This window comes from Moorena sp. SIO3B2, from assembly GCF_010692525.1.
Classification (GTDB): domain Bacteria; phylum Cyanobacteriota; class Cyanobacteriia; order Cyanobacteriales; family Coleofasciculaceae; genus Moorena; species Moorena producens.
The window spans coordinates 1-2085 of sequence record NZ_JAAHHE010000720.1 but is presented as its reverse complement, the minus strand read 5'-3'; the positions used below and the strand labels follow the sequence as shown (position 1 = coordinate 2085).

The following is a 2085-nucleotide window of genomic DNA, read 5'->3' as shown; positions in this document are numbered from 1 at the left end:
GACATCATAGCCGAGTAAACTTAGTCAGTGAAGTGGGAGTTGGGACAACATTCTGGTTTGATTTAGAGGTGTGTGAAGAACAAAAAATTACGGTTAAAGAACATTTGCAAGTAGACACCTCACAGACCATACCAACCGACTCACCCGCTACTAGTAATCTGTCAATTTCGTAGCGCTTAGTACTATCATGTCTAGTGAATTCAATTTTGACGGAGTACTAGCTTGTAGGGTGGGCAAAAACAGTTTGTTTCTTTTGATTATTCTAAATAATATTACTTTGCCCACCCTACTTTAATTGGTATTTTTTTTACACGCAAGTCCCTTACCTCTTTTATTCAAAAGCACCTCAAGTAGCGTGCCCATAGCCCATAAGCTGATACGCGACACGCTGATAGCTGAATGCTTACGTCAATTCAATTTTGAAGGAATACTAGTTGACCTTAACTACTGGCCATCAGGGCTAGCAAAAAGCTAGCAGCGATTAATACCAATAGACCTAGCAAGGCTGGGTTTCTTTGACACCAAAGCCTGACGGATTCGAGTAAGCCACGCTGGGGATTATAAATCTGCTCAGGCTCTGAGGTACTTTCGGAACTATCCTCGTAAAGGGTACACTGCTTAGCATAGGGACGTTGAGGAAAGGTACAGGTATCATCAGCATGATAGGTACAGGTTTCACACAAGGGGGTATCTCCTGTGGTTTGGTGTAAGGTAATCCCCGGATGACCATAGGCTTTCAGGATTGCTCCACAATGGGGACAGGTAATCACCTTCCTATTGATAGGTTGATGGCATTTGGGACAATTGATCATTAGTCAATAGTCATTTCTCAATAGTCATTTCTTCATCTTAACTGTCTTGCACATCCAGCTGATTCCTGTTCTTTGCCTCTTTGCCGTTTAATCATGTCCCCGTACTTAATTATTTGCCCCGGTATCCATGACCCCCAACTGACCCAAGATTTTTTAGCAAGTTTGGATTTATTAAGTCCCTGGACTGAGAAAGTGTTAGTTTTTCCAGCTCAGGACTACCCAGCTTACTCCGCTATTCATATTTTAGAGTTCTTGCAAGGTCACATTGGTTTGGTGAAGACTCCCATAGTCTTGATCAGCTTCAGTGCTGGGGTAGTGGGTGCGATCGCAGCAGCTTGGAGTTGGCAGCTACTGGGAGGTTCCATCCAAGCATTGATTGCTATTGATGGCTGGGGTGTGCCTCTGTATGGCAATTTTCCCATCCACCGGATTAGTCACGATTACTTTACCCACTGGAGTTCAGCGCTATTGGGAGCAGGGGAAGACAGTTTCTATGCAACACCCCCAATAGGCCATTTGGACTTGTGGCGTAGCCCTTGTCAGTGCCAAGGCTGGTGGGTAATGGTGCCATTAGGTGAGCAACCACCACAACGAATTTATATCACTGCGGCTGAGTTTATTATCCAGTTATTAGCTAAATAGTAAAATTTGCTTCAGTATCACCAGGTTGAACTATTGTGGAAGATCACGAAATAGTAACAATTGCTGAGTATCAAGCAACAGCAGAATCTTTCCGGGAAGGCACCTGGAATCACGATGTGTCTCAAAATCGCAACGCCTTGCTGGATGCTATGCCCCGTAATCCAGGCAAGATTCTGGATTAGGAGGTGGTCCTGGTAGAGACTTGGTTGCCTTTAAAGACCAGGGTCATCAAGTGATTGGTCTCGATGCTACACCAGCATTTGTGAAGATGGCGCAACAGGTTTCAGGATGCGAGGTTTGGCAGCAATCGTTTCTGAACCTCAAGCTGCCACCAAAGAGCTTTGATGGGATCTTTGCCAATGCATCCCTGATTCATATTCCTCGTGCTTCCATGGTTAGGGTACTTAAGGATATAAAGCGATCGCTTGTTAGCAATGGTGCCATAGTTATGTCAATAGACCTCTTGCAAAAGTCCAATAAAAAAGATATAAATGGGTCAGTATAAGGGAAAATAATGACCTATCAAAAAGTTAAAGATTTAACTAACCAGGAGTTCAAACGCCTTTGTGGGGTAAGAATTGAGACTTTTACTCAGATGGTGAAATTAGTAGAAGAAAATGAAAAACAGAAG

General features: G+C 43.5%; 2 protein-coding genes and 1 pseudogene. 2 read left to right on the top strand and 1 reads right to left on the bottom strand.

What is annotated here, in order from left to right; translation table 11 throughout:
* Window positions 1-440: 440 nt before the first annotated feature.
* Window positions 441-812: a zinc ribbon domain-containing protein gene (locus tag F6K38_RS40255; protein ID WP_287360459.1), complete on the bottom strand. Its 372-nt coding sequence runs from the start codon at window positions 810-812 to the stop codon at window positions 441-443.
* 93 nt (window positions 813-905) lie between these two features.
* On the opposite strand from F6K38_RS40255, the gene F6K38_RS40250 reads away from it, so the two are divergent.
* Together F6K38_RS40250 and F6K38_RS44675 are read left to right on the top strand one after the other, a co-directional pair.
* Window positions 906-1454, top strand: a complete 549-nt coding sequence (locus tag F6K38_RS40250; RefSeq protein ID WP_287360457.1) for a hypothetical protein — start codon at window positions 906-908, stop codon at window positions 1452-1454.
* Between the two features lie 35 nt (window positions 1455-1489).
* Window positions 1490-1911, top strand: a pseudogene (locus F6K38_RS44675) (class I SAM-dependent methyltransferase); the annotation flags it as partial.
* Between the last annotated feature and the right edge of the window lie 174 nt (window positions 1912-2085).